Below are 24,811 nucleotides of genomic sequence, written 5' to 3'. Positions count from 1 at the left end.
CTGGTGTCACAACCGACCCGCAAGAGACGTTGGTTCACGATCTGCGCCATCACCGCATCCGCCGCCCTCGTGGCGATACCCGCCGGCGCCGCGCCCGGCTCGGGCAACGCCCCCTTCGGAGTCCGCGCACTGGCTCAACTCGCCGCCGCACGCGGGCAGTCGACGGACACCGTCAGCCCTCGCGCGAAAGCCGACGACGACGGCGGTGACGACGGCAACGAGGCCGACGAGATAGCCGAGGGCGCCGACCAGTACGCCGAGGCCCGCACCTCGCCCGGCATCGTCGCCCCGGGCGCGTACGGCGCCGCCTGGACGAGCCTGACCAACCTGCCCGGCACGGGCGGCAGTTGGCGCAACATCACCGACCTGCCGTACAACTCCGACGACCCGCGCTACCGCGACTACGACTCCAACTCCAGCGGCGGCTCGGGCGATGTGACCGGCCGGATGGCGGCGATGGCCGCCGACGACGACGGGTACGTGTACGCGGGCAGCGCGGGCGGCGGAGTGTGGCGGTCCCGGTCCGGGGGCGGCCACTGGCAGCCCATCAGCGACAAGCTGCCCGCCCAGTCCACCGGCGCGCTCGCGCTGGACGGCGCCGGTCGGCTGTGGCTGGGCACCGGCGAGGCGACCACCAACGCGGACGCGTACCTCGGCAGCGGTGTCTACGTCCTGACGAACCCCCGCCACGGCACGTTCTCCACCCGCAGCCGGGTCGGCGGCGACGAGCTGGAGTCCACCACCGTCCACGAACTGCGCTTCGGCGGCGGCAAGGTGTGGGCCGCGACCAGCGAGGGCGTGTGGAGCCACTCCACGAAGACGCTGAAGGGCGCCTGGAAGCTGGAGTTCGCGCCCAACCCGGCCTATCTGCCCGGCGGTTCACTCGCGAGCGACCCCTCGGCCGCGTACAAGAACATCGCCAACGACATCGCGATCGACCCGAAGAACCCCGCCAAGGTGGTCCTCGCGGTCGGCTGGCGCAGCGGTGACGACTACAACGGCTTCTACAGCAAGGACTCCACCGGCACCTGGACCCGCCTCAGCACCGGCTTCGGCGACCTGCCGACCGACGCGGACAACGTCGGCAACGTCACCTTCGCCCGCTCCGCCGACGGCTCCCGCTACTACGCCATCGACCAGTCACCGGAGCAGCTGAACACCAACCCGGACAGCGGTCTCGAGGGCATCTACGTCTCCAAGTCCGGCTCCCCGACCGGACCTTGGACGAAGATCGCCGACTACAAGGGCCTGGCCGCCGACGGTTCGGCGCTGACCTCCAGCGGCTACATGCCGGGCGTGCAGGCCTGGTACAACCAGTTCCTGACCGTCGACCCGGCGAACGCGGAGCACGTCTACGCGGGCCTGGAGGAGGTCTACGAGACCAAGGACGGCGGCACCGACTGGTCGACCGTGGGGCCGTACTGGAACTTCGGCTTCCCCTGCTGGAGCATCGACCCGACCAAGCAGACCGGCGACTGCAACCCGACCACCCACTCCGACCAGCACGGCGTCGCGATCGGCAGCTACCACGGCAAGAGCTTCGTCTACGTCGGCAACGACGGCGGTGTCTACAAGCGCCCGCTGAACGGCTCCCAGGACGCCTCCGGTCACGCCACCGACTGGACCTCGCTCAACGACGGCACCATCGACACCCTCCAGTACTACTCGGTCGGCGTCGGCAAGGACCTCACCTACGGCGGCCTCTCCGTCACCGGCGGCCTCCAGGACAACGGCCAGTCGATCCTGCGCAGCAACGACACCGTGATGGGCTCGAACTTCGGCGGTGACGGCGGCGACACGATCACCGATCCGGCCAACGGCTGCAATATTGCTCAGGAGTACGTCTACCTGGCGATCCAGGTGACCCAGAACTGCGCGGTGAACGACGGCAGTTGGGTCACCGACCCCAGCAAGGTCACGTCGTACGGCGTGGCTCCCGCCGACAACGCCACCGGAGAGGCGCGCTTCATCGCCCCGCTCACGGCCGACATCAAGAACAGCTCGACCTGGGTCGCGGGCGGCCGGCACATCTGGGTGCAGACCCACGGCTACGCCATCCGCAGCGGCTCCGAGTGGACCAGCGTCTACGACCTCGGCGCCGGGCGTACCGCGACCGCCGTCGCGGCCTCGGGCGGCAAGGTGTACGCGGCCTGGTGCGGGCCCTGCAACAACCAGGGCTTCGCGCGCGGCATCTCCGTCGGCAACGCGGACGGCACCGGCTGGCACGACGTGAGCCTCCCGGTGGACGCGACCGTGCCCAACCGCTACCTCGCCGGCTTCGCCGTCGACCCGAAGAACGCCGACCACGTCTACCTCGCCGTCAACGGTTTCTCCCGGCACTGGACCGAGGGCCCCGGCGCCGGTGTGGGCCACGTCTTCGAGTCCACCGACGGCGGCACCACCTGGAAGGACATCTCCAAGAACCTGCCCGACGTGCCGACGAACTCCGCGGTCGTCACCTCCGACGGCGGCCTCGCCGTCGCCACCGACCTCGGCGTCGTCTACCGCGCGCCGGGCCGTACGACCTGGCAGCGCGTCGGGAACCTCCCGGCCGTCGCCGTACTCCAGTTGAAGCTCAGCCCGGACGGCCGGACGCTGTACGCGGCCACGCACGGCCGGGGCATCTACACGATCGGCGTGCGCGGCCTCCGCTGACCCGGAGACGACCGACAGGGGTGGCTCCGGATCATTCGGAGTCACCCCTGTGTCGTGTACGGCACCACACTCACGTGCAGCGTGAAGACGGTCCGCGCCGCCCCCGCCACGTCCGGCGCCTTCGCCGACGCGGTGACCTCGGCCGCACCGGCCCGGGTTCCCGCGCACCGCAGCGAGGCACGGGCCGTACCGTCCGAATCCACCCGCCAGCCGGACACGAGGACGAACACCGGCGCGGAACTCCCCACGGCCGTCCACCTCTTGTCGTCCACACGCGGCTTCAGCACGAGCGACACGACGGTCCCGGGGCGCACGCAGAGCCGCCGCGCGACCGCGTCACCGGGACTGACGACGACCTCCGCGTGCCCGGCGGCACAACCCTCAGGCGAAGCGGACGCCGACGTGCTTCCGCCGCTGGGACTCGCGCCGCTCTCCGACGCTCCTCCCACCTGCCCGCTGCCGGCCGCCGTGTGACATCCCGCCAGGACGACCGCCACAGCGACCGTCCCGACTCCGGCCCACCACCGCATCCCGACACCTCCCGGCCCGCGCGTACAGGACCACCAGCATGCCCCCGCGCGGACCGTCCCGGGCGGGTCAGAGGGTGACCAGTTCGAACGAATTCGAGTGGCTTCGAACATCAAGGCGGGGATTGTCACACGGAGATCAGAACCGGCCGACGGCGGGATGCCGTTCCGGACGACTAGGGGGTCCGCCCGGGGAGTTCCACGGTGATGCGGAGTCCGCCGGCGGGGCGCGGGGTGAGGGTGAGGGTGCCGTCGTGTGCGTCGGTGATGGTCTTGACGATGGCCAGGCCCAGGCCGACGCCCGCCTGGTCGGTGTGGACGCGCTCGGTGCCGCGCTGGAACGGTTCGGTCAGCGTCGGGACCAGTTGCGGGGTGAGTCTCTCGCCGGTGTTCTCGACGGTGAGCGCCACCGTCCCCGGGCGGACCTCGGTGGTCACCCGCACGGTGCCCGCCGCGGGCAGGTTGTGGACGATCGCGTTGTGCACGAGGTTCGTGGTCAGTTGCAGCAGTAGCGCCGACGATCCGGTGGTGGGGGTGATGTCGCCGCCGGTCTCGACGGTGACGCCGTGCTTCTCCGCGAGCGGCAGCAGCGTCTCGGTGGCCTCCTCCGCCAGCAGGGACAGGTCGACGTGTTCGGGGGTGAAGGACCGCTGGTCGGCGCGGCTGAGCAGCAGCAGGGCCTCGATGAGGTCGATCGCCCGGGTGTTGACCGCGCTGAGGCGGTCGATGACCTCGCCGGTGTCGCAGGTCGGGTCGGTGCGGGCCACGTCGAGGAGCGTCTTGGAGATGGCCAGCGGGGTGCGCAGTTCGTGCGAGGCGTTGGCCGCGAACCTCCGCTGACCGGCGACATGCGCTTCGAGCCGCGCGAGCATCGTGTCGAAGGAGTCGGCCAGTTCGCGGAACTCGTCCTTGCTGCCCGGCAGTTGGATGCGGTGCGAGAGCGATCCGGTCGCGGCCAGGCGGGTCGCGCCGGTGATACGGGTCAGCGGGGCGAGCATCCGGCCGGCGAGGAACCAGCCCCCGACGAGCCCGAACACCAGCAGGCACGCCATCGAGACGACCGCGATCGGGGCGAAGGCGCGGACTACGGCGGCCTGATAGCCGGGCATGAGAAGGAGCCCGACGTGGGGCACCCGGCTCAGGAACACCCACACGGCGGAGAGCAGCAGCGCACCCGCGATCATGAGGAACCCGGCGTAACTGAGGGTGAGTTTGACGCGGACGCTGAGACCGGGGGGCCTATCCATGGGGGCCTCCGTCGGTCGCGCCTCCGTCGGTCGCCGTGTCGATGCGGTAGCCGACGCCCGGCACCGTGGCGATCAGCCAGGGTTCGCCGAGCCGTTTGCGCAGCGCCGAGACGGTGATGCGGACGGCGTTGGTGAAGGGGTTGGCGTTCTCGTCCCAGGCCCGTTCCAGCAGGTCCTCGGCGCTGACGACGCCGCCCTCGGCGGCGACGAGGACCTCCAGCACGGCGAACTGCTTGCGGGTGAGCGCCACATGGCGTCCCTCGCGGAACACCTCCCGGCGGAAGGGGTCCAGGCGCAGCCCCGCGATCTCCCGCACGGGCGGCCTGCTGTGGCCGCGCCTGCGGTCGAGTGCCCGGAGCCTGAGCACGAGTTCGCGCAGCTCGAAGGGTTTCGTGAGGTAGTCGTCGGCGCCGAGTCCGAAGCCGGACGCCTTGTCGTCGATGCGGTCGGCGGCGGTGAGCATGAGGATCGGGACGCCGCTGCCGGAGGCGACGATCCGGCGGGCGACCTCGTCGCCGGAGGGGCCGGGGATGTCACGGTCGAGGACGGCGATGTCGTAGGCGTTGATGTCGAGCAGTGCCAGGGCGGTGTCGCCGTCGCCCGCGATGTCGGCCGCGATGGCCTCCAGGCGCAGGCCGTCACGGACGGCTTCGGCCAGATAGGGCTCGTCCTCGACGATGAGCACACGCATGCCGTCGAGGCTACGAGCCGGGGCGTATCGGTGACGTATCGAAAAGCTCATACGCGGGGGCAACACGGGGCGGCTTTGAGTGGCGGTATGAGCGCAGAGGTAGGTGTCGAGGGAGACGTCGGCCGAGAGGCGGGCGCAGGTGAAACCGGTACCGCGATCCGGCCGGGGCCCTGGAAGCGGGCCCGGGTGTCGGCCGTGCTCGCGCTGTCGCTCGGACTGGTCATGCTGCTGCACTCGTGGATCCCGAACCGGGCCGGCGGGCTCGGCAGCCTGGTGGAGACCTTCCTGCCGTGGTTCGGCCTGTTCGTGCCGGTGCTGCTGGCCCGCGCGCTCTGGCGCCGCTCCGCCATCGCGACGCTCGCGCTGGTGCTGCCCGTCGCCGTGTGGCTGAACCTCTTCGGCGGACTGCTCGGCGACAAGTCGGGCGGGGCCGGCGACCTCACCCTGGTCAGCCACAACGTGGCCGCCGACAACCCCGATCCGGCCGGCACCGCCCGCGCCCTGGCCGCCTCCGGCGCGGACGTACTGGCGCTGGAGGAGCTGACCGCGCGGGCGAGCGGCACGTACGAGAAGGAGCTGGCGACGGCGTACCCGTACCACGCGGTGCTCGGCACGGTCGGGGTGTGGAGCAGGCTGCCGCTGTCGGACACCCGGGCGGTCGACACCGCGATGGACGTCGGGCCGCTCGCGGACCGGCTGCCGGCCGGTGCCCGGGCGGCCGAGAACCGGGCGCTGCGCACCACGGTGACCACGGACCGGGGGCCGCTCGCGGTGTACGTGGCCCATCTGGGGTCCGTACGCGTGCTGCCCAGCAGCGGCTTCAGCACGGACGACCGGGACCGTGGCGCCAAGGCGCTCGCCAAGGCCGTCGCCGCCGAGCCGGAGAAGCGGGTGGTGCTGCTCGGCGACCTCAACGGCACGACGGACGACCGCGAGTTCACCGGGCTGACCTCGCGGCTGCGTTCGGTCCAGGACGCGGCCGGGGACGGCTTCGGCTTCAGCTGGCCGGCGAAGTTCCCGGTGGCGCGGATCGACCAGATCCTGGTGCGGGGCGTACGCCCGACCAGGTCGTGGGTGCTGCCGGCCACGGGGAGCGACCACTTGCCGGTGGGGGCGGGGATCAGCTGGTGAACACGCCTGCGGCTGCCCGAAGTCGTGCGCGGCCTCGGCTCGGGGGGACCGTTAGCGGAGGGACTCCGGGTCCGACGGCACCGGGCGGTCGTAGACGTGGTCCGGGGTGACGACCTCGGTGACCGCGCGGGCGACGAGCGAGGACGGTTCCTGGCCGCCGTAGGTGATGTCGGTGTTGAGGATGACGACCAGGGTGGCCTGCTGCGAGGGGAGGTAGACGGTCACGGTCTCGTAGCCCGGGATGGAGCCGTTGTGGCCGATCCAGCCGCCGCTCTCGAAGATGCCCAGGCCGTAGCTGAGGCCGGGGAAGCCGGTCGGCAGCATCCTGAGCCGCTGCCGCTGGGTCTCCGGGCTGAGGAGGGTGCCGGTGGCGACGGTCCTGGCCCAGCTGCGCAGATCGTGCAGGTCGGAGATCATCGCCCCGGCCGTCCAGGCCCAACTGGGGTTCCAGTCCGTGGAGTCGGCGACCGCGCCGCTCAGCGTCTGGTTGGTGTAGCCGCGCGCGTGCGGGTCGGGGAACCCGGGGCCGCCGGGGAGCAGCGTGTGGCCGAGGCGGGCCGGGCGCAGCACGTTCCGGTCGATGAAGTCGGCGGCGCGCAGCCCGGTGACCTTCTCGATCACCAGGCCGAGCAGCACCAGATTGGTGTTGGAGTACTCGAACTGTTTGCCCGGCGCGAACGTGTTGTCGTGCTTGAAGCCGTACGCGAGCACCTCGCGCGGGGTGAACGAGCGGCTGGTGTCGCTCAGCAGGTCGTGCACGAAGCCGGGGTCGGCGGTGTAGGGGAAGAGTCCGCTGCGCATCCCGGCGAGCTGGCGCAGCGTGATGTGCCGGCCGTCCGGCACTCCGCGGACGTAGCGCGCGATGGGGTCGTCCAGCCGGATCCGCCCCTCGTCGACGAGCCGGAGCAGGGCGGTGACCGTGAAGGTCTTGGTCTCGCTGCCGATGCGCGCGTACAGGTCGGTGGTCATCGGGCGGTGGGTGGTGGTGTCGGCTTCGCCGGTCGCGCGGACGTAGCAGCCCTTGCCCGGCATCCACAGTCCGACGACGACACCGGGGATGCCGGCCTGGCGGCGGACGTCGGCGACGGCCTTGTCCAGCCGGGCGGTCGTCGTACGGCCGAGGCCGCCCGCCGGGCCCGCCGGGCAGTGGTCCCGGTCGCCGCCCGCGAAGGAGACGGTTGCCGTGGGCGTCGTGGCCACGGCGGACGTGGTCGCCGTCGGGATCAGTACGGAGGCCGCCAGCAGCGCGGCTGCCACCAGGCGTCGGGAAGGAGTACGTCGCATGCCGGGGCGCTTCTTCCGGTTGGGGGTTGAGGTGGCCACGCCACCATCCGGAGTCCGGCGGAGGGGCCTCCCGCGCTGCGCGTCCCGGCGAGTCCACTCGATCGGACGGACGTTCGTCACACCGGAGGGCACGCACCCGCCCCGCCGACAGGGCGGGTCCGGACCCCCGTGCCGGACCCGCCCGTCAGGGGCCGGCTCCCTGTTGATACCCCGTCGGCGGGGCCCGTTCCGGGTGCGTTGCACGGCTCGCCGGCCGGTGCAACGGCGGTCGCCGGGCGGTGGGAAACGGAGTATGGCGTGACATTTGTCGTCCTTGCCCTGGTGATGTCCGGCTCCTGCCAGACTTGCCGGATGGATGCTCACGCGGCGGTCGCCGCGGGTTCCGCGCTGGGCCGACGGGCCCGCGTCGCCTGGCTGTTACGGGTCAACCGCCTGCTGGCGGAGGAGAGTTCGCTGAGATCGCTGCCGGCGTTCGCCGCGGCCTTCCACGGCGGGGTGTACGACCGCGAGGTGAGCGTCAGCACCGTGTCGCGCTGGGAGACGGGCCGAACTCCCGTTCCCTGGCGGGCGGTTCGCCGCTACGAGGAACTGCTCGCCCTTCCCCGCAACACACTTACCGCCACCGCGCGCACCGTCTGGCGCTACTGGGCGCCCGGTCCGGTCCTGGACGTCGCCCCGGCGGGCCCCGCCGTACGGCCGCTGGAGGACCTGCTGGAGCAGGCGGTGTCCGGTGATGTGATGACCGGTGACGACTGGGACCAGCTGGTGGACGGCCTGTGCGCGCGTCCCGACGTGGTGCTGATGCCGTCGGGCACCTGGTCCGCGCTGGCCGAGCGGCTGGTCGAGGAGATGGTGATCGCCGACGACCTGCCGTGGATGCTCCGCTTCGAGTCCCTCAACCGGCTGCTGAACCACCGCCGGGGCGGCCGTACCGTCATCGCCGTGTGCGGCGCGATGGCCGCCGGACCGGCCCGGCTGACGGCCACCGAGATCGTCTGCGCGCTGGACAACTGCGGACACCCCGACGCGGCCGACCTGGTGCTGAGCGAACTCGCCCGCCCCAGCGGGCCGTTGGCGCACCGGGGCGCGGTCATGGCGTGTTTCCGCAAGGTCCGCTACCGGCACTTCGACGACGGCCAGCTGCGGACTCTCGTCCGCGCGGTGCGGGACGCCGGCGGCGACGGCCCGACCGGCGACCAGGTCGAGCCGCTGCGCGGGCATCTGTCCGCGCTGTACCCCGAGTACGCCCGCGCCGTACTGGGCCGCCGCGCCACGACCCGGCGGGACGAACCCGCCAGGAACGGGAGCGGGGACAGGAGCGGGTCCGATCCGGACGCCCGCGCGCTGGTGGCCGCGGCGGTCGCCAGGGTGACGGCGCGCCTGGGCACCGTGGAACCGGACCGGGTGTGCGATCCCGCGGTCCCGGCCGCGCTGGTCGCCGAGACGCTGGCCAGTCCGCTCTTCGACGTCCGCCTCTACGCCGCCTTCCTGCTCGCGGCCACCCCGTACCGCCCGGTGCTCGCGGACGCGCTCGCCGCCGAGCTGGTCCGCCCGCCTGCCGTCCGGCACGAGCGGCTCGCGATCGTGCTGCTGGACGCGCTGCGCGTCCTCGGCGACCACCGCCACCGCGGGCTGCTCCAGCGGCTCGCGGTGCTGCCGAGCGTGCCGCGGCCCACCGCGTACGCGGCCGTGCGCGGCCTGGGCCATGTGGCGGCCGACCGGGCCGGCGGGGACTTCCTGCGGACCGCCGTCGCCCACCACCACGCCGTATGGCTGAGCGACCGGGACCCGGTGACCGCGGCCACGCTGGAGAGCCTGGTCTACGCGCTCGGCATGGCCTCGCGCGACGACCTGCTCACCGCGATCCTGGACAGCGCCGACTTCCTGCCGCCGGCGCGCACGGCCGCGGCCCGGTGGCTGGCCATCCCCGGCCACCGGCGCGCGAGCGCACTGCGGTAGCCGGGTGGGCGGTCACTTCCCGTACGCCTTGAGGAAGTTGGGGATCTCGTCGGCCGTAATGCCGTTCGCGCCGCACACGGGGACCACGTCCTTCTCGGCGGCCACGATGTACTGGTCGCCGTCGATGAACGTGAGCGCCTCCGGGCGGCCGGTGTCGCTGTCGAGGACGACCGTGCGGGCGGTGCCGCCCTTCAGCCAGTGGTCGACGCGGAAGGTGACCGCGGTGCCCTTGACGGACGTGACCGTTCCGACGAAGAGCGTCGGGTATCCGCGCAGGGTGTCGGGGGTGGGCGCCACGCACTTGGCGGAGCCGCCCGCGGCGGTGAGCCTCAGGGCCCCGGCGGCGGCCGAACTCCCGCCGCCCGCCTGGTTGTCGGACGTACCACCGCCACCGCCGTTCGCCATGACCCCCACCCCGACACCGCCGCCGAGCACGAGAAGACCGACCGCCGCCGCGAGTCCGAGGAGGTGCCGGCGGGACCGTACCGCGGGCGCACCGGCGACAAGAGGGGTGGAAGGTGTGACGGTGTTCAACGTGGCCTCCACAAGCTGATCGATGTCGGGCGGCGGAGCACTACGGGTCAGCGCCGGGTCCGCGGCCTTCAGCCGGGCCAGCAACTCGTCGTCGTTCACTGACCGCTCCTTCCTTCGTCGCTCTTGTGTCCGGGCCGTGCGCCGTTCTTTCGCCCCAGCCGGTCCGCGAGTCCCGCCTTGGCCCGGTGCAGCCGGATGCTCACCGCGTTGGGCGTCGACCCGGTCGCCTCCGCGATCTGCCGCGGCGCCAGCCCCTCCCACGCCCACAGCCGCACCACCTCGCGGTCCGCCGCCCCGAGGGAGTCGAGCGCGGCATGCAGCTCGCTGTGCTCGGCGGCCTCCTCCGGGGCCCGCTGCCGGGTCCTGATCAGCCGCTCCACCAGACGGAGCCTGCGCCCGTCGGCCCGGCGGGCGTTGGCGAGGCACCCCCGAGCCACCCCGTAGCACCAGGGAAGTACGGCATCGGGGTCCGCCGTGGCGTCGTCACCGAGCCCGGGGACGTCGTCGAGGCGCCGCCACAGCACCAGCAGCGTCTCCGACAGGACGTCCTCAGCCGTCTCGGTGCTCGCCCGCCGCAGCAGATACCGGTGCAGCGGTTCCACCACCACCTGGGCCAGCCCTTCGAAACGCGCCCGCCGCAGCCGGCGCGTCTCCTGTTCCGTCATGGATTCCACGACCTGTCCTGTCCGGCTCCGGCCAGATCCTTTCACCGCCGGACCGGACGATCCCCGGACTCGGGCCGCCGCGTCCGCTCACTGGGCGCGGATCGCATCGGCCGGCGGGGTCCGCAGGGCCTGGCGGGTGGGGAGTTCGATGGTGAGGAAGGCCGTCGCCGTGACCGTGAGGGCGAGCGCGGGGAGGAGCCAGACGGGACCCGCCGGCCAGGGGCGGCCCAGGAAGCCCTGGCCGAGGAGGGCGAGGGGGACCGCGGAGAGCAGCAGGGCGGCGGTGAGCGCGGTGGCGGCGGTGACCGCGGCCTCGCGGCGCATCATGGCGCGGATCTGCCGGGGCGTGGTGCCGTTGAGGCGGAGGGCGCCGAGTTCGACCCGGCGCTGCGCGGTGGCCGCGACGAGCTTGTTGGCGATGCTCAGCAGGAGGTAGACGAGCAGGACCACGATGAGGGCGAGGTTGATCCACACCTCGGGCGGGGCGTCCGAAAGACCGCCGGTGGAGGGGGAGTCGGCGGGCGCGAGGACGAGTCCCGGGCGAGCGGCCGCGAGGGCGGTCAGGTGCCGCTGGGCGCTCGCCGTTCCGTCCGTGCGGATCAGGAGGGACTGGTCGAGCGCCGTCGTGGTGTGTCCGGCGGCGAGGTCGTGCGAGAGCACCACCGACCCGAAGCCGAGGCCCCGCCCGTAGACGGCGACGACCTTCGCCGTGACGCGGGTGCCGTCGCCGAGGACCAGAGTCACCGTGCGGCCCACCGTCGCGGAGCGGGTGCGGGCGACATCGCCGCTGACGGCGACGGTCGCGCCGGTGAGCCGGTCCAGGCCGCCGTGCCGTACGTCGAGGTCGAGGACGCCCGCCGCGTCCGGGGTGAGGATCGTCGCGGAGCCGGACTCGCTCACCTTGTCGCCGAACTGCTCGTACTCCCACACCACGGTCGTCGTGGTGACCGGCGCGGCGGCCCGCACCCCGGCCGTCTTCCGCACGGCGGCGGGCGTGCCGTCGGGCAGGCCGCCCAACCCCGGTGCGGTGAGCCGCAGTTGGGCCAGCGTTCCGGTGCTGGTGTCGTGGGCGGTGGCGGCCAGCACGGTGGTCTGGGTGAAGGTGTACGTCAGCACGAACACGACCGCCATGGCCAGCGTGGAGACGATGCCCGCGTTGCGCAGGGCGTAGGCGCGCAGGTTGGCCATCGCCAGCCAGGTCGACGCCGAGCCGCCGTGCCGTGTCGCCCGGGCCGCCGCACCGCCGATGCCCCGCACCAGCGCCGGGCCCGCCATGGCCAGCCCGATCGCCCCGACGATCCCGGCGATCGAAGTGGCCGTGGCGCCGATCACCGTGCGGGAGAACAACGGCAGCGCCGACATCACCATCGCGACGGCCATGACGACGAGCCCGATCCGCGTCCGGGTCCGCGACGGCTCGCGCGGCTCGCTGCGGGACTCGGCGACCGCCTCGGTGGCCGGCATCCGCGAGGTCCGCCAGGCCGAGCAACGGGCGGACACCTGCACGGCGAGGAGCAACAGGACGATGGCCGCGAATGCGGGCAACGGGCTGTAGGTGAGCGGCAGTTCGGGCGGTACGACCCCACGGTCGGCGAGCAGCCGACGGAACTGTCCGGCCAGCAGATAGCCGAGTCCGACACCGGGTGCGACCGCCACCGCGGCCACGACGGTGGACTGCGCGGCGGCCAGCCGCCGGATCTGCTTCGGGCTCGCCCCCACGGCCCGCATCAGCGCCAGGTCACGGCGCTGCCCGCCGATCGACACGGCCAGCGCGCTCGCCATCACGAACCCGGTGATCAGCACGACGATCCCCGACAGCGAGCCGGCCAGCAGCACCAGCAGCGACCGGGACGCCCCGGCCCCGGGCGCGGCCGCATCGCCCCGCCCGGCCCCGGTGACGGTCAGCAGTCCCGTGCCCTTCAGCTTCGTACGCACCTCTGCGGCCACCCGCGCCTCGGCACCGGGCGCGGTGCGCAGCCCGACCAGGTCGACCCGGCCGGAGCAACCGCACAGTCCTGCGGCCGACTTGTCGGCGAAGTAGACGCCCGCGCCCGGCGCGTCCACCACCGCCGAGACGCGATAGCCCCTCGCCGGGCGGGCGTTGACGACGACCTGGACCGTGTCGCCCGGCTCGATGCCCGCCGCCGCGGCCGTGGCGCTGTCCACGGCGATCCGGTCGGAGGCGGTCGGCGCGCTGCCGCTGATGTGCGGCGCGTCGGCGAGCAGCTCGGTCGAGGACCAGCCGTGCCCCGCCACCTGCGGGTCCTTCGCCGCTACGACCCTCCCGTGGGCGTCGAGGAGTGCGACGGGGAAGCTCAGGTCACCGACCGCGGCGGTGACGCCCGGCAACTCGCCGAGCCTGCGGACGAGTTGGGCGGACACCCGGCGCCGCTCCGGGAGTGCGAGCGCGAGGTCGCCGGGCGGGTGGTACTCCTGGTCGGCGGCGACCACGACCGACGCGCCCGCGAGCCGGCCGGCGGGGAGGTGGGAGCGGAGGCCGGACTCGGCCAGGACACCGGTGACGGTGAGCAGCGCCGCACCGCCGAGGACCGCGCAGGCCACGGCGATCAGCGCGGTGATCCGGTGGCCGACCATCTGCAACGCGAGACGGAACATGGTTCAGGCCCTCCCCAACTCGACGAGACGGGCGGCGAGTTCGTCGGCGGTCGGTGCCTTGAGGGCCTCGACGACCCGGCCGTCCGCCATCACCAGCACGTGGTGCGCGCGGGCGGCGGCGGCCGGGTCGTGGGTGACCATCACGACCGTCTGGCGCAGGTCGTTGACGAGGTCGCGCAGCAGGTCGAGGACCTCGTGGGCGCTGCGCAGGTCGAGCGCGCCGGTCGGTTCGTCGGCGAACACGACGGCGGGCCGCGCCACCAACGCCCGTACCACGGCGGCTCGTTGCTGCTGTCCGCCGGAGAGCTCGGCCGGGCGGTGGGACAACCGGTCGGCCAGCCCGACCCGCTCCACCAGGGTGTGCAGCCAGTCGCGGTCGGCACGGCGGCCCGCCAGTCGCAGCGGGAGCGTGATGTTGTCCTCGATCGAGAGGGAGGGGATCAGGTTGTAGGCCTGGAACACGAACCCGACGCGCTCCCGCCGGAGTCGGGTACGGCGGGTCTCGTTCAGCCCGGCGATCTCGTGACCGTCGATACGGACACTGCCCGAGGTCGGCGAGTCGAGCCCCGCCGCACAGTGCATCAGCGTGCTCTTGCCGGAGCCCGAGGGTCCCATCACGGCGAGGAAGGTGCCGCGCTCCACGGTCAACGACACGTCGTCCAGGGCCCGTACGCCTCCCGGGTAGGCCTTGCTGACGCCCTCCAGGGCGATGGCCGCGGTGGTGACCGTGGTGTTCATCGCCGGCCCCGCAGGTTCCGTACGACGAGGGTGCCCGCGCACAGCACGGTGACCGCGCCGCACACCAGGTGCACCCAGGTGTCGGCGCCGCCGAAGGAGGCCGCCATGTTGGCGAGCGCGCTGGCCACCACCGCGGTCCAGAGCAGCGCGCGGGCGATGTCGCCGGGGCCGATCCGGTCGGCGGGATCGGGGGTCGTCGTGTGCTGCATCGGGGCTGCTCCCTGGGTTTCCTACGGCTTCCGCTGTCGTCGTCGACGCTATGGACCGGCACCCCTCGCGGCCGATCCCGCAGCCCACCGGATGCGGGGTACAGCAGGCTGTACTCCTGCCGGTCCGCACCCGCGCCGAACTGCCGTACGGCATAGGGTCCTTCGCATGACAGCGAGCACGAGCGAGAGCGGCGGCGGGCCAGCCGGTGCCGGGGCGGCGGCCCCGCGCGAGAGCGTCCGGCACCTCGCGCTACGGGCCCTGAGCACCGCGGGGCAGTCCCTCGCGCAGCTCGCCTCCGGCCTCAACACGGCAGTGTTCGCGGGGCTGTTGGTGCTGTGGCTGGCCGTCACCGCCGTGACGAGTGTCGTAGGGGTCGGGCTGCTCATGGCGCCCACATTTCTCCGCGCCCTGCACGCCCTGGCCGACCGGGAGCGGGAGCGGCTCGCCCGCCGGGGCCCCGAGGTCGTCGCCCCGGAGCCGCCGCCCACCCGGCTGCGGCTCGCGCTCACCGACGCCACCACCCACCGCGAACTGCGCTGGCTGGTACGGCACTCCACCCTGGGCCTGCTGCTCGGACTGCTCGGCGTGCTGCTGCCGCCCCTGGCAGTGCGGGACACCGCGTTCCCGCTGTACTGGAGCTTCCTGCCCGCGAACACGACGGCCACCTCCCTGGGCGTCGGCAACGCGCACACCTGGGCGGACGCCCTCGCCGTGGCGCTCCTTGGCGTCGGCTGGATCGCCATCGTCCTGGGGCTGACGCCCGGTATGGCCCGGCTCCAGTCGGACCCCGGGCGACGGCTCCTCGCGGCCGGTCCCGACGCCGATCTCTCCCTGCGGGTCGCGGAGTTGACCGCCACCCGGGCCGCCGCCCTCGACGCGCACGCCACCGAACTGCGGCGCATCGAGCGCTCGTTGCACGACGGCGCGCAGAACCGCCTCGTCTCCGTGGCCGTGTTGATCGGGGCGTCCCGCCGCATGGTCGCCCGCGATCCGGCCGGCGCCGACGAACTCCTCGAACGCGCCCAGTCCGCCGCCGAACAGGCACTCGCCGAACTGCGGACGGTCGCGCGCGGCATCCTGCCTCCCGTACTGGCCGACCGGGGCCTCGCGGGCGCGCTCTCCGGTCTCGCCGCGGACTGCGCGGTGCCGTGCCGGATCGACGTGGACGTGCCCGCGCGCTGTGCCGCCTCCGTCGAGGCGACCGCGTACTTCGTCGTCGCCGAGGCCCTGACCAACATCGCCAAGCACAGCGGCGCGCGGCAGGCGGTCGTCAGGGCACGCGGAAGTGCCGGCCGACTGCTGCTGTCCGTCGAGGACGACGGGCGGGGCGGCGCCGACGAGGACTGCGGCTCCGGCCTCACCGGGATCCGCCGCCGCGTCGCCGCCCACGACGGCGGTCTCACCCTGACCAGCCCACCGGGCGGCCCGACCGTCCTGACGGTGGACCTTCCCTGTGGCACATGAGGTGGACGAGATGGAACAGGCCGTGCGGATCGTGATCGCCGAGGACGACGCGTTGCTGCGCGAGGGCCTCGCCCTGCTGCTGCGCGCCGAGGGGCTGGACGTGGTGGCCACCGCCGGCACGCCCGACGAGGCGCTCGACGCCATCGACGTACACCGGCCGGACGTCGCGATCCTCGACGTACGGATGCCGCCGACGCACACCGACGAGGGGATCGTCGCCGCGGTGGAGGCCCGGCGCCGCCGCCCCGGCCTGGCGGTCCTGGTCCTGTCGGCCTACGTCGAGCAGAGCTTCGCCACCGAGCTGCTCGGCGGCGGGGTGAACGGGCTCGGCTATCTCCTCAAGGAACGGGTGGGCCGGGTCGAGGAGTTCCTCGACGCGCTGCACCGGGTGGCCGCCGGGGGCACCGCCATCGACCCCGAGGTCGTCGCCCAGCTCTTCACCCGCTCCCGCCAGGACACCCGCCTGGAACGCCTCAGCCCCCGCGAACGCGACGTACTCGCCCTGATGGCCGAGGGCTTGGGCAACTCCGCCATCGCCGGAAAGCTCGTCGTCACCGACGGCGCCGTCCACAAACACATCCGCAGCATCTTCGCCAAGCTCGACCTCTCCCCGACGGACCAGCTGGACCGCCGGGTCGCGGCCGTCCTGCGGTACCTGGAGGATCTACGGCGGCTGGTCTGAGCCCGGGTTACCGGTCAGGGAGCGGCGCCCCCGCCCCCGTCCGACCGGCGGACACACTTGCGGCGGAAGTTAGGCAACCCTTACCGTTCTCTTTTGCACCACACAGGGCGACCGCACCCCGGTCCGCCCGCGGCGAGCGCTTCACCGACGCAGCCTGGCCGTCCTTCCCAGGGCCCCGACCGCCTGGGAGGTACCCCCAGCCGGCACCCGCGCACAGGACGGGCACGTGAATCACTCGACCTTCGGTCTCTACGACCCTGCCCGCGACCACAGTGACTGCGGCGTCGGCTTCCTCACCCGGCTCGACGGGACGCCGAGTCACGACGTCATCCGCAGGGGCGACGAGGCGCTCCGCGCCATCCCGCACCGCGGCGGCAAGTCCGCCGAGGGGGTCGGCGACGGCGCGGGCGTCAGCGTCGACCTGTCGGTGGAGTTCTTCGGCGCGCTGACCGGGGAGCCGCTGCGCGCGGGCCACTTCGGCGTCGCCAACTGCTTCGTCCCGAAGGACACCTCACGTCGCGACGCGGCCGTCGCCCTGGTCGGCCGCAGCATCGCCGAGCAGGGCTTCGAGCCGCTGCTCGTACGTGACGTCCCCGTCGACCACGGCGTGCCCCGCCCCGCCGCCGAACCGCACCAACTCCCCCTCGTGCAGTGGGTGTTCCGCGCCCCGGAGGACTGGGCCCGGACCGCCGTGGACGCAGCCGCCCACCGCGCGCTCCTCGCGATCGAGGCCGTCGCCTACGCCGACGACACCTACGCCGGCCTGTATCCCCTGTCGCTCAGCGCCCGCACGCAGGTGCTCAAGGGACGCCTCAACTCCGGTGAGGTCATCGGGTACTTCAAGGACCTGAACGACCCCCGCCACTCGGTCCGCTCGCTCTACTTCCACACCCGTTTCTCCACGAACACCGAGCCGCACCCCACCATGGCGCAGCCGTTCCGGCTCATGGCGCACAACGGGGAGCTCAACACCGACCGCAAGAACCGGCTCAGCGACGAGGCCCTGGCGCGCGCCCGGACCCGCAGCATCGTGCGGCCCCCGGGCCAGTCCGACTCCAGCCGGCTCGACCAGACCCTCCAGAGCCGGGTGTTCGACGACGGGCTGGACCTCGTCGAGGCCGTCGTGTCGCTGATGCCGCCCGCCTGGGAGAACGACCGCACACTCCCCGCCGCCGTACGGGACATGCTCGAATACTTCTCCCTCTACGAGGAGAAGAACGACGGTCCCGCCGCCGTCATCTTCAGCGACGGCGACGTCATCGGCGCCCGCCTCGACCGGCTCGGGCTGCGTCCGCTGCGTACCGTCGAGACCGCCGAGTACCTGATGGTGGCCTCGGAGGCCGGCCAAGTCGCCTTCCCGGACAGCGAAGTCGTGCACCGGGGCCGGATCGAGGCCGGGGGCATGCTGGTCGTCGACCACCGCACCGGACGCCGGCTGCGCACCCGCGAGATCCTCGACACCCTGGCCACCCGCCGCCCGTACTCCGAACTCCTCGACGCGGCCCGGGTGAACCTCGACGACCTGCCCGCACCCGACTACTACCGGGGCACCACGACCCTCGGCTACGACGGCGATCTCGCCCTCGCCGGACGGTACGTGGCGTACTCGCTGAACCAGGAGAGCTTCCGCTTCCTGCTCGACCCGATGCTCGCCAACGGCTCGGAACGCATCTCCGCGATGGGCTACGGCAACGCCATCAACGCGCTCAGCGACACCGAGGGCGGCATGGCGAAGTACTTCTCGCAGCGCTTCGCCCAGGTCACCAACCCACCGCTGGACAGCATCCGCGAGGCCGACGGCATGAGCATGCGGGTCGCGCTCGGCCCCAAGCCGGACGGCACGGGCAGCGCGGGCGGGCGTCAACTCGTCGTCCAGTCGCCCGTGTTGGGCCACCTCGACATGGTGCGGCTGCGCGACCAGCGGATCGTGCCGCTGGAACGCTTCGCGATGCTCTACGACCCGGTGGCCGGGGACGAGACGGCGAACGCCGACTCGTTGCGGGCCGCGCTCGACCAACTCTGCGACGACGTGGAGGCGTTCGCGGCGCAAGGCGGCGGCATCGCCGTCCTCACCGACCGCGCGATCTCCTCGACCCGCGCCCCGCTGCCGGTGATTCTCGCCGTCGCCGCCGTGAACCAGCGCCTCATCGAGACCGGGCTGCGCCTCCGCGTCTCGATCGTGGCGGAGAGCGGACAGCTGCCGTCCTCGCACCATGTGGCGACGGCACTCGGCTTCGGCGCCTCCGCCGTCTACAGCCTCAGCGCCCGCCTGCGCGCCGAGGAGAAGCACCCGAGCGCACCGGCCCCTGCGGGCGAAGTCACGGAAACCGACCGGGCATTGGCGCGCTTCCGCAAGGCCGCCGAGAAGGCCCTCGCGAAGACCATGGGCCGGGTCGGCCTGTGCACCGCCGAGAGCTACATAGGCGGCGCGTTCTTCGAACCGAACTACCTCGACACCCGCGACGACGTCTTCGCCCGCGTCTTCCCGCACATGGAGGCGCCGGTCGGCGGGGTCGGCTTCGCGCGGATCGCGCAGGCCGCGACCGAGTGGCACGAGCGGGCCCGTGCCGTGGAGACCGAGCAACAGGTGCCGCTGCTGGGCCTGTTCAAGGAACGGTCGGACGGCGCCGGGCACTCCTTCGGAGTCTCCGCCGTACGCGGATTCGGCGACATGGCCGAGGAGCGCCCGGAGTTCGGGCGCGCGGCCGACCCCGACGCCCTCCGCCTCCTCACCCTCGGCCAGCTCGACGACGCCTTCGGCATCAGCGACAGCGCCTACCGCAACACGGGCTACGACGCGCTCAGCGACGCCGAGATCGACGCGTTCCGGATCACCCCCGGCTACCGGGCCTTCCTCCGCACCACCCACGAGGAACGCTCCCGCCGCCCGTCCGCACTGCGCGACGTCCTCGCCCTGCCCGCCGACGTCACCGGCCTGCGCACGGCGGAGGACTTCGCCCGCGAACTCGGCCGGTTCTCCACGGCGGGCAACGCGAGCGTGACGGTACGGGGAGTGGTCGTGTCGGCCCTGGACGCCCTGACCTTCCGGCTCACTCTGGCCGGGGACGCCGACCGCCACACCGCCCTCGCCGACGGTCTCGCCCTCGCGCACCCCGGCGAGGTGAAGACGGTCGCCGTGAGTCCCGAAGGCGTCACCGTCACCGCGACCGGCACCGCGGCCCGCCTCCTCGCCCTCCTCCGGCCCGCCCCCGAGAGCGTCCAACTCACCGACGTACAACCGGCCCACGAGATCACCCGCGCCCTCGCCTCCGGCGCGATGAGCCACGGCGCGCTGGTCGCGACCGCGCACGAGGCCGTCGCCCACGGCACCAACATGGTCGGCGCGATGTCCAACAGCGGCGAGGGCGGCGAACACCGCTCCCGCTACGGCACCATCCGGGGCTCCCGGATCAAGCAGTTCGCGTCGGGCCGCTTCGGCATCTGGGCGGGCTATCTCGCCGATCCGATGCTGGAGGAGCTGGAGATCAAGATCGGGCAGGGCGCGAAGCCGGGCGAGGGCGGCCAGTTGCCCGCGCCGAAGGTCACCGTGGACATCGCGGCGGCCCGCGGCGGCACCCCCGGCATCGAGCTCATCTCCCCGCCCCCGCACCACGACACCTACTCCATCGAGGACCTGGCCCAGCTCATCCACGACTGCAAGGCCGCACGGGTGCGGGTCGTGGTGAAGCTCGTGTCCTCCGAGGGCATCGGCACCATCGCCGTCGGTGTCGCGAAGGCGGGCGCGGATGTCATCAACGTCGCCGGAAACACCGGCGGTACGGGTGCCGCGGCCGTCACCAGCCTGAAGTACGCGGGCCGTTCGGCCGAGATCGGTGTCGCCGAGGTACACCAGGCCCTGGTGGCCAACGGGTTGCGCCAGAAGGTGATCCTGCGCTGCTCCGGCGCACACCAGACCGGCGGCGACGTCGTCACCTCGGCGCTGCTCGGCGGCGACAGCTTCGAGTTCGGTACGACGGCGCTGATGATGCTCGGCTGCGTCATGGCGAAGAACTGCAATGTGAAGTGCCCCGCCGGCCTGACCACCAACTCCGAGGCGTTCGAGGGCGATCCGCGCGCCCTGGCGCAGTACCTGCTCAACATCGCGCACGACGTACGGCAGATCCTCGCCCGCCTCGGCCTGCGTTCGCTGCGCGAGGCCCGGGGCCGCACGGACCTGCTCCAGCTCCTCGACCACCCGGCGAGCGTCGGCCGCCTCGACGTCCGCCGCCTCCTCGCCCGCGTCCCGGAGAAGGTCGTGGCCGAACCGGAGTACCTGGAGAAGGACTTCACGACGGACGACACCCTGCTCGACCGCGTCCGCACCGCACTCGTGGACCGCCGCGAGGCGGCCGTCCTCATCGACGGCATCCGCCTCCGCAACAGCGACAAGTCGGTGGGCGGCCAGCTGTCGATCGACGTCGAGCGCCTGCTGAACCACGAACTCACTTTGAGCGGCGGTGCGTTCACGACCGACGACCGGGGCCGCCGCCGTCTCGTCGACGACGCGGTCCGCGTCCGCACCACCGGCTCGGCCGGACAGTCGTACGGTGTCTTCTGCAACGACGGCATCACCCTCGAACACACCGGCACCGCGAACGACGGCGTGGGCAAGAGCCAGAGCGGCGGCCGGATCGTGGTCCGCGCACCGGGCGGAGGCAGCACCGAACGCGGCGGGAACGTCCTCGTCGGAAACTTCGCGCTGTTCGGCGCGACCGGCGGCCGGACGTTCGTACAGGGCGAGGCGGGCGACCGGTTCGCGGTGCGCAACTCCGGTGCGACGGCGGTCGTCGAGGGCATCGGCGACTTCGGCTGCGAGTACATGACCGGCGGCACGGTCCTGAACCTGGGCGGCTTCGGCAAGGGCCTCGGCAACGGCATGAGCGGCGGATTCCTCTACCAGTACGACCCGTCGGGCGAACTGGCCGACCGCGTCAGCGCCGACTCGCTCCTCGTCTTCCCCGTGACCGACACCGTGCACGGCGCCTTCCACGAGGAGGCCGTACGCCTGCTGCTGACCTGGCATCTGGAGGCCACCGGCTCGGAGTCGGCGGCCCGGCTGCTGCACGACTGGGACACGGAACGGCGGCACGTGTACTGCGGAATGCCCCGCGCGCTGCTCCTCTACCAGGACTCGACGGAGATCCTCGCGGCCGCGACCCGGGGGGAGCTGCTCGACGAACTCGCGACATCCATCGCCACGGACAAACTCCGCGCGTTCAAGGTCGACTACCGCGACCGCCGTACCGTACTCGGCGGCAGGGCACCGGAGTTCGGCGACCAGGGCAGCGACGACATGTTCTCGCTGCTGTCCTCGTACACCGTGCTCGCGGTCGCCCAGGACCTCGCGCTGCAACGCGTACCGGGCGCCACCGGCGCGGACGATCCCAGGGTCGCCGAGGCGGTCCGCAACCTCGTCCTCACCGAGGACTTCTTCGTGAAGCAGCGGGTGGTGAAGTACCTGCGCGGCACCCTGGACCGCTTCGACGACGACGAGTTGGCCACGCTCATCGCGAGCAAGCGCCTCGACGACTACAAGCGGGCGCTGCGGCAACGCAACAACCTCAGCGTGGACGCCCCCGGCACCTACGGCTGGATCGTCCACCAGCACACCAAGAACGCCGGCCGTGTACGGGCTGCCCGCTTCGACGAGTTGCTCGCCACGGCCGCCCTCGACGACATCGCCACGCGCCGCGCCCCGCAGGCCCCGACCGAGACGGTGACCACGTGACGCTCCTGCCCCCGACCGGCTCCCTCATCCCGGCCGACGCACCGTTCTCCGCCCAACAGGAGGCGTGGCTGGCCGGGTTCATCGCCGGCATCGCCGCCGCCGGACGCCGGGAGGACGTGTCCGGTGCCGCACCCACCGCCACGCTCAACGTCCTGTACGGCACCCAGACCGGCAACGCGGAGTTCCTGGCCGAGGAGTTGGCGGCCGGGGCGCGGACACGCGGCCTCGCGGGATCGGCGAGCGCCCTGGACACCGTCACCCCGGCCCAACTGGCCGCCATGACCCATGTGTTGGTGATCACCTCCACCTACGGCGAGGGAGAACTCCCCGACAACGCGGGCCTGTTCTGGGAAGCACTCCAGTCCGACACGGCACCGCGGCTGGAGGGAGTCCGGTACGCGGTCCTCGGCCTCGGCGACACGGGCTACGACGACTTCTGCCAGGCCGCCAAGCTCATCGACACCCGACTGGAACAGCTCGGCGCGACCCGGCTCCACGAACGCGTCGACTGCGACGTGGACTTCGAGGAACCGGCGGCCGAGTGGACGGCGGCGGTGCTGGAGCGGGTGGCGGCCGAGACGGGTGCAACGGGCGGCGGAAGTGCAGAGGCTGTTGCCTCCCGCCCCCGCTCCCCCTGGAACAAGCGCACCCCCTACCCGTCCCGGCTCGCGGTGAACCGGCTCCTCTCCTCTCCCCGGAGCGAGAAGGAGATCCGCCACTACGAGTTCGACCTCGGCGACAGCGGCATCACCTACGAGGCCGGGGACGCGCTGGCCGTAGTCCCCCTGAACGACGAGGCGTTGGTCCGGGCGCTCCTGGACCACCTGGGCGCGAGCACCGACGAGGAGGCGGCCCGGCTGCTCCGTACGGAGCGCGAAATCCGCACCCCCTCCAAGGAGTTGATCGCGGACCTCGTCGAACGGGCCCCGTCCGGCGAGCTCGCGGCGGTCGTCGCCCACGGCGACCGCTCGGACCTGGACTCCTGGCTCTGGGGCCGCGACATCCTGGACCTGCTGCGTGACGCAGGGCCGACGGCCCCGACCCTGACCGAACTCCTGCCACTCCTGCGGCCGTTGCAGGCCCGCCAGTACTCGATCTCGTCGAGCCCACTGGCCCACCCCGACCGCATCCACCTCACGGTCGCGTCCGTCCGCTACGGCAGACACCGGGGCGTGGCGTCGACGTACCTGGCGGACCGAACGGGCAATGGGGATACGGGAGTCGGGATCTACCTCCAGCCCAACCCCACGTTCGGCGTCCCGGCGGACGACGACACCCCGATGGTCATGATCGGCCCCGGCACGGGCATCGCCCCGTTCCGCGGCTTCCTGCACGAACGGGCCGCGCGCGGCGCCACCGGCCGCAACTGGCTGTTCTTCGGCGACCGCCACCGCGAGACGGACTTCGTGTACGAGGACGAGCTGGGCGAGTTGCGGCAGCGCGGTGTCCTCACCGAACTCGACCTCGCGTTCTCCCGCGACCAGGCCGAGAAGGTGTACGTCCAGACCCGCATGCGGGAACGCTCGCGCGAGCTGTACGCCTGGCTGGAGGACGGCGCCCACGTCTACGTCTGCGGCGACGCCTCCCGGATGGCGAAGGACGTGGAGGCGGCACTGCTGGCGGTCGTGGCGGAACAGCGCGGACGCGGCGACGACGACGCGGCGGAGTACCTCGCGGACCTGCGCCGGGCGAAGCGCTACGTACGGGACGTGTACTGAGGATGGACGTGTACTGCGGATGACCGACAACCAGGGCTGTGGGTACGAGGGTTGCTGTGGTCGGCGCGGCGGCAGCGCCCGTCTGATCGACGCGCGCATGCCGGAACTGGCCCGCTGCCTGACGCTCTTCCAGTACGTCCGGGCGGTCACCGGCGGGCCGGTCGCCCGCATCGACCAGGCCGGCAGCTACGCCGTACCGACCCTGCGCGGCGAGGCGTTCGCGATCCGGCCCGGGTCGATCACCCTGCGCGTCGACCCGGCCGGAATCGCGGCTGCGGTGATCGCGCGCGACGAGGACGCCGTAGCCCTGCGACTCCTCGACCCGGCCGGACGGACCGTGCACCAGGGGCAGTTGCTGTCGGAGGGCGACCGCCTGCTGGCGGGGCTGGCGCCCACGGTGCGGGCGGGGACGTCGGGCGGCGGGCCGCCGTCCACGGCCCCCGAGGTCCCGGCCGCCGCCTGGCAGCAGGGTGACCAACTCGCCCAGCTGGACGCGGTGTTGGTGGACGGCGGGGCCGGACGGCGCACGGCGTTCCACCGCTCTCGCGGCGGCGTGTCCCGGCCGATCGAGGTCGACGTCGTGGCCTCGGTGCTGGACCACGTCTGCTCGGTCGGACTGCCCATCGGCGTAGCGGTGTTCGCCCCGTCGGCCGTGGTCATGCAGGCGTGCGCGGGCCGGGTCCACGTCACGGACCGGACCGTCGGGGGAAGGGTGTTCGCGGCGGTGGCGGACAGCTCGGTGGAACTCGACCTCACGGCCGTCGGCGCCTGCCACCTGGTCCGCTCCACGGCGGCACACGGCCCGACCTCGGCACTGGAACTCGACGACGAGAACGGCCGCTGCGTGGCCGTGATCACCCAGTTCGGCATCGTCGGCGAGGACGTGCACACGGCCTGGGAACACCTCGCGGAGTCACTGCCGGACGCGTAACGCGGTTGCCTGTGCGGGTAGTTGATCCTGC

Annotated in this window: 17 protein-coding genes; 8 read left to right on the top strand and 9 right to left on the bottom strand. The window is 72.7% G+C overall.

The features are described 5' to 3' along the window. Nucleotides 1-3: 3 nt before the first annotated feature. Nucleotides 4-2,655 (top strand): glycosyl hydrolase, encoded by a 2,652-nt coding sequence (locus tag ACQHII_RS25700; RefSeq protein WP_427921523.1) that lies wholly within the window; start codon nt 4-6, stop codon nt 2,653-2,655. A 41-nt stretch (nt 2,656-2,696) separates the two neighbouring features. Here ACQHII_RS25700 and ACQHII_RS25695 read toward each other — a convergent pair whose 3' ends face one another. From ACQHII_RS25695 to ACQHII_RS25685, 3 genes are all read right to left on the bottom strand, one after another. Further along, nucleotides 2,697-2,927 (bottom strand): acetyl-CoA synthetase, encoded by a 231-nt coding sequence (locus tag ACQHII_RS25695; protein WP_427921522.1) that lies wholly within the window; start codon nt 2,925-2,927, stop codon nt 2,697-2,699. Nucleotides 2,928-3,358: 431 nt separating this feature from the next. Then, nucleotides 3,359-4,429, bottom strand: a complete 1,071-nt coding sequence (locus tag ACQHII_RS25690; protein ID WP_427921521.1) for a sensor histidine kinase — start codon at nt 4,427-4,429, stop codon at nt 3,359-3,361. Next, the gene (locus ACQHII_RS25685; protein ID WP_427921520.1) at nt 4,422-5,120 is read right to left on the bottom strand and encodes a response regulator transcription factor; all 699 of its coding nucleotides are present in this window, start codon (nt 5,118-5,120) and stop codon (nt 4,422-4,424) included. The genes ACQHII_RS25690 and ACQHII_RS25685 overlap by 8 nt, the downstream gene beginning before the upstream one ends. An 87-nt stretch (nt 5,121-5,207) precedes the next feature. On the opposite strand from ACQHII_RS25685, the gene ACQHII_RS25680 reads away from it, so the two are divergent. Continuing rightward, on the top strand, nt 5,208-6,251 hold the full coding sequence (locus ACQHII_RS25680) for an endonuclease/exonuclease/phosphatase family protein (RefSeq protein ID WP_427921519.1): 1,044 nt from the start codon (nt 5,208-5,210) through the stop codon (nt 6,249-6,251). A gap of 51 nt (nt 6,252-6,302) precedes the next feature. On the opposite strand, the gene ACQHII_RS25675 is transcribed toward ACQHII_RS25680, so the two are convergent. Then, the gene (locus tag ACQHII_RS25675; protein ID WP_427921518.1) at nt 6,303-7,535 is read right to left on the bottom strand and encodes a serine hydrolase domain-containing protein; all 1,233 of its coding nucleotides are present in this window, start codon (nt 7,533-7,535) and stop codon (nt 6,303-6,305) included. 351 nt (nt 7,536-7,886) lie between these two features. On the opposite strand from ACQHII_RS25675, the gene ACQHII_RS25670 reads away from it, so the two are divergent. Continuing rightward, on the top strand, nt 7,887-9,494 hold the full coding sequence (locus tag ACQHII_RS25670; RefSeq protein ID WP_427921517.1) for an XRE family transcriptional regulator: 1,608 nt from the start codon (nt 7,887-7,889) through the stop codon (nt 9,492-9,494). Between the two features lie 12 nt (nt 9,495-9,506). Here ACQHII_RS25670 and ACQHII_RS25665 read toward each other — a convergent pair whose 3' ends face one another. From ACQHII_RS25665 to ACQHII_RS25645, 5 genes are all read right to left on the bottom strand, one after another. After that, on the bottom strand, nt 9,507-10,127 hold the full coding sequence (locus ACQHII_RS25665; RefSeq protein WP_427921516.1) for a hypothetical protein: 621 nt from the start codon (nt 10,125-10,127) through the stop codon (nt 9,507-9,509). Beyond that, a complete protein-coding gene (locus ACQHII_RS25660; protein WP_427925410.1) occupies nt 10,124-10,693 on the bottom strand; it encodes an RNA polymerase sigma factor in 570 nt (189 codons plus the stop codon). Before ACQHII_RS25660 ends, ACQHII_RS25665 begins: the two co-directional genes overlap by 4 nt. Nucleotides 10,694-10,780: 87 nt before the next feature. After that, on the bottom strand, nt 10,781-13,309 hold the full coding sequence (locus tag ACQHII_RS25655) for an FtsX-like permease family protein (protein ID WP_427921515.1): 2,529 nt from the start codon (nt 13,307-13,309) through the stop codon (nt 10,781-10,783). A 3-nt stretch (nt 13,310-13,312) separates the two neighbouring features. Further along, entirely contained in the window at nt 13,313-14,047 is a 735-nt protein-coding gene (locus ACQHII_RS25650) for an ABC transporter ATP-binding protein (protein ID WP_427921514.1), read from the bottom strand. After that, nucleotides 14,044-14,256, bottom strand: coding sequence for a hypothetical protein (locus tag ACQHII_RS25645; RefSeq protein WP_427921513.1), 213 nt, complete (start codon nt 14,254-14,256; stop codon nt 14,044-14,046). Before ACQHII_RS25645 ends, ACQHII_RS25650 begins: the two co-directional genes overlap by 4 nt. 166 nt (nt 14,257-14,422) lie before the next feature. Between ACQHII_RS25645 and ACQHII_RS25640 the strand changes: the two genes are divergently transcribed. The 5 genes from ACQHII_RS25640 to ACQHII_RS25620 all read left to right on the top strand — a co-directional run bounded on the left by ACQHII_RS25640 (nt 14,423) and on the right by ACQHII_RS25620 (nt 24,780). Beyond that, nucleotides 14,423-15,721 carry a sensor histidine kinase gene (locus ACQHII_RS25640; protein WP_427921512.1) on the top strand — a complete coding sequence of 433 codons (1,299 nt, stop codon included), beginning with the start codon at nt 14,423-14,425 and terminating at the stop codon, nt 15,719-15,721. 10 nt (nt 15,722-15,731) lie between these two features. Continuing rightward, a complete protein-coding gene (locus tag ACQHII_RS25635) occupies nt 15,732-16,403 on the top strand; it encodes a response regulator transcription factor (RefSeq protein WP_427921511.1) in 672 nt (223 codons plus the stop codon). 226 nt (nt 16,404-16,629) lie between these two features. Continuing rightward, nucleotides 16,630-22,131, top strand: coding sequence for a glutamate synthase-related protein (locus ACQHII_RS25630; RefSeq protein WP_427921510.1), 5,502 nt, complete (start codon nt 16,630-16,632; stop codon nt 22,129-22,131). Beyond that, entirely contained in the window at nt 22,128-23,849 is a 1,722-nt protein-coding gene (locus ACQHII_RS25625; RefSeq protein ID WP_427921509.1) for a diflavin oxidoreductase, read from the top strand. The genes ACQHII_RS25630 and ACQHII_RS25625 overlap by 4 nt, the downstream gene beginning before the upstream one ends. Before the next feature lie 19 nt (nt 23,850-23,868). Next, nucleotides 23,869-24,780, top strand: coding sequence for a hypothetical protein (locus tag ACQHII_RS25620; RefSeq protein WP_427921508.1), 912 nt, complete (start codon nt 23,869-23,871; stop codon nt 24,778-24,780). The last annotated feature ends 31 nt before the right edge of the window (nt 24,781-24,811 follow it).

This window comes from Streptomyces sp. cg40, assembly GCF_050320165.1.
Lineage (GTDB): Bacteria > Actinomycetota > Actinomycetes > Streptomycetales > Streptomycetaceae > Streptomyces > Streptomyces hokutonensis.
This window is presented reverse-complemented; position numbering and strand designations above follow the sequence as displayed.